Genomic DNA, 3,227 nt, shown 5'->3' with positions numbered 1-3,227 from the left:
GCTTAGGGAAACCGGGCTGATCTTCCAGGCCAAGCACAACCGTTTTGTCGCCTACCGGCAGCCGGAGTAGACGCACCGCGTATTTTGGCGGAAGAATTGCGCCGCCACCGACGTTGTTGGAATGCCTAGTTTTCGCAAAACGGAGGACCACCATGCGCAGACTGCTTCTCGTCACCGCCGCCACATCGCTTGCAGCCGTCGGCGTCGCATCCTCACAGGATACGACAATGAGCTTCTTCGTCACCAGCGTCGGCTCGGGCAAGGGCGCCGATCTCGGCGGCCTGGCGGGCGCCGATGCGCATTGCGGGTCGCTGGCTGAAGCCGCCGGCGTGACCGGCAAGACATGGCGCGCCTATCTCTCGACTAGCGACACCGATGCGCGCGATCGCATCGGCAAGGGACCGTGGTTCAACGCCAAGGGCGACAAGATCGCCGACGATGTGGCTTCGCTGCACAGCGATGCCAACGCGATCACCAAGCAGACGGCGCTCGACGAAAAGGGCAACGTGGTCAACGGCCGCGGCGACAAGCCCAACCGGCACGACGTGCTGACCGGCTCCAAGCCCGACGGCACGAAAATCGCCGACCAGACCTGCGGCGACTGGACGCTCAGCGGAGCAGAAGGTGCGGCAATGACGGGCCATCACGATCGCGCCGGTCTCGACGATTCGGCCGCCGCCAAATCGTGGAATTCCTCGCACGCTTCACGCGGCGGCTGCAGTCAGGAGGCGCTGAAGAGCACCGGCGGCGACGGCCTGTTCTACTGCTTTGCCGCGAACTGAGCTGTTCAAACAAACGTCGAACCTCACGCCGTGATGCCGTGGCGAACCACCGCGCCAGCCGCGCTTTAGTCGACCGCGCGGAGTTGATAGGATCGCCCGAATCCCACAACAAACGAGGAATTTCCCATGGCGGCTTCGAGCGTAGCGTTGGTCTGGTATCTGGTGATTGCCGGCCCGCAAGGCGGCATGGTGGTGCTGCCCAGCACGTTCGACACCCGCGAACAATGCACCTCCGCCGTCACCGAATATCAGAAGCAGCCGACGCCGGCCGGCTGGTCGGTGCAGTGCGTGCCGAGCGCCTCGCCCTTCGCCGACGAGGGCGAAAGTGAATAGCCGGCGGCGCGCGTTTCAGCGGCGCGCGCTTACCGTCAGCTCCGGCTTGGCATTGATGGTCTGGAACACCACGCAGTAGCGTTCGGTCAATTTGAGCAGAGTGTCGATGCGCTCTTGTGGCTCGTCGGTGTCGAGGATGAAATTCAGCCGGATGGCGCGGAAGCCGACCGGCGCATCTCTTGCCACACCTAAGGTGCCGCGAAAATCGAGATCGCCTTCGGCCTCCACCGTGGCGGCTCCGAGTTTGAACTCCAGCGCCGTCGCCACCGCCTTAAGCGTCACGCCGGCGCAAGCGACCAGCGCCTCCAGCAGCATGTCGCCCGAGCACAGTTCGAGCCCCGAACCGCCGGTAGCCGGATGGAGACCGGCAACGGCCAGCGCCCGGCCCGTCTCAACTTTGCAGGCGATCGACTGGTCGTCGATCGAGCCCCTGGCCCTGAGCGTGACCAGCGCGCTCGACGCGTCGTCGCGATAGGCGTCCTTGAGCGGCGCCTGCATGGCCTTCAGTCCGGTGGCATCCATGTCCAACCCTTTTCGACAGTCATCTTCATCGCTCGTCACGATACTCGAATAGACTCTACGGCCTAAACCTCGATTTCACGACATTTGGATCAGAGTGACAAGCTGTCCGGATATTGGTGCGTCATTAGACCGGGTGCCTTTTCATGCGACCTGGGGCCGCCACGCGATGACGCCATCCGTCCGAGCCCGCTGAGTCTGGCGTCCGGCGCCATTGAGCGCACCAGTTCCCCGGCGGTTGGCGCCTCGCCTCGAGCGAGGTCGTCCGTAGTCTGCCGATCTTCTCTATCACGCCGGAAAGCTGGCGCAGCCGGCCTTCCAGTATTGTCTGGTGCGCGGCCAAGGCCCGGCTCCATGCCCCGGGAGCGCCCTTCAACCGCATCGGCCGGACGGGATACCCGAGCCGCCAGGCCCTGCCCCAACGCTAGCTCACCGCTGGCGCAGCGCCGCGCAGGGTTCCACCCGTGTAGCGTACGCTGAAACCCTGATCGTCGCGGCCGGCCTGCTGATCATCGGCAACGAACATTTCCTCAAGCGACTGTAGGATGCGGCACCCCCTGCTGACAGTACGGTGTCAGGACAAGGCAGCATAGTCTGGTGACATGACGGGATCCCTAAGCATGCCAGCCACCACCGAAACCGCCGCCGAGCGCACCCTTGGCATCATCCTGGTTTCGGCGTCGGCGGCCGTCTTTGGCCTCACCGGAGTGTTGACCAAGTCGATCCATGCCGACCCGCTGACCATCACGTGCTGGCGCGGCTTCGTCGGCTCGATCCTGATCACCCTCTATGTGCTGTGGCGCCGCCGCCGCTCCGGCAGGCGTGAAAGCCTGCGCCTCGGCTGGCGCGGCTGGCTGCTGGCGATCGAGGGTGCGCTGGCCAGCATCGCCTTCATTTCGGCGTTCAAATTCACCTTCGTCGCCAATGTCGCGATCATCTACGCCACCGCACCCTTCGTCACCGCGCTGCTTGCTTTCGTGCTGGTCCGTGAGCGCTTCCGCCTGCAGACGCTTGCTGCCGCGGCCGTGTCGCTCAGCGGTGTGGCGATCATGGTCTGGTCCGGCTTCGGCACCGGTAATCTGTTCGGCGACGGGCTGGCGCTGCTGATGACGGTCGGCGCCGCGCTCTACATGATCATGGTGCGCGCCTTCCGTGACACGCCTGTGGTGTGGGCCGGTGCGGTATCGGCATTCCTCCTGTTCGTGCTCGGCTGGTTCGTCACCGACCCGCTAGCCGTCTCAACCAGAGACGCAGTGCTGCTCGTCGCCTTCGGCGCGTCTTTCGCGCTGGCCTCGATCCTGTGGACGGAGGGCGCGCGGCTCATTCCAGCGGCCGAATCCGGCTTGCTGGGTTCGGCTGAGGTGCCGTTCGCGATCCTGTTCGCCTTCCTGTTCCTGGCCGAGATCCCGCCGGCCGCCAGCATGATCGGCGGCGCCATCGTGCTCTGCGCGGTGTTCGCCCATGCCGGGCGCGACTGGCAAGCGGCGAGGCAGCGCTCTGCCCGGGAAAGTCTGCCTCTGAAATAAATTTGCAAAGTCGTGGAACCATCATGGGTTCAAAGCATTGTTGGGTTTGACGGGCCACCCCCAAGTC

4 protein-coding genes are annotated in these 3,227 nt (G+C 64.7%); 3 read left to right on the top strand and 1 reads right to left on the bottom strand.

Annotated elements, in window-relative coordinates:
• The first annotated feature begins 152 nt into the window (after nt 1–152).
• Nucleotides 153–782: a hypothetical protein gene (locus tag EOB36_RS33450; RefSeq protein WP_128286565.1), complete on the top strand. Its 630-nt coding sequence runs from the start codon at nt 153–155 to the stop codon at nt 780–782.
• A 126-nt stretch (nt 783–908) separates the two neighbouring features.
• On the top strand, nt 909–1,115 hold the full coding sequence (locus tag EOB36_RS33445; RefSeq protein ID WP_095483183.1) for a hypothetical protein: 207 nt from the start codon (nt 909–911) through the stop codon (nt 1,113–1,115).
• 15 nt (nt 1,116–1,130) lie between these two features.
• On the opposite strand, the gene EOB36_RS33440 is transcribed toward EOB36_RS33445, so the two are convergent.
• Nucleotides 1,131–1,637: an OsmC family protein gene (locus EOB36_RS33440; RefSeq protein WP_095483182.1), complete on the bottom strand. Its 507-nt coding sequence runs from the start codon at nt 1,635–1,637 to the stop codon at nt 1,131–1,133.
• Between the two features lie 617 nt (nt 1,638–2,254).
• Here EOB36_RS33440 and EOB36_RS33430 point away from each other — a divergent pair.
• The gene (locus EOB36_RS33430; RefSeq protein WP_127206710.1) at nt 2,255–3,160 is read left to right on the top strand and encodes a DMT family transporter; all 906 of its coding nucleotides are present in this window, start codon (nt 2,255–2,257) and stop codon (nt 3,158–3,160) included.
• Nucleotides 3,161–3,227 lie beyond the last annotated feature (67 nt).

Origin of the sequence: Mesorhizobium sp. M6A.T.Cr.TU.017.01.1.1 (assembly GCF_004023115.1) — a bacterium.
In the GTDB taxonomy this organism is placed as follows: Bacteria; Pseudomonadota; Alphaproteobacteria; order Rhizobiales; family Rhizobiaceae; genus Mesorhizobium; species Mesorhizobium mediterraneum.
Note: the sequence above shows the minus strand (reverse complement) of the source record. Positions and strands in the feature narration are given on the sequence as shown.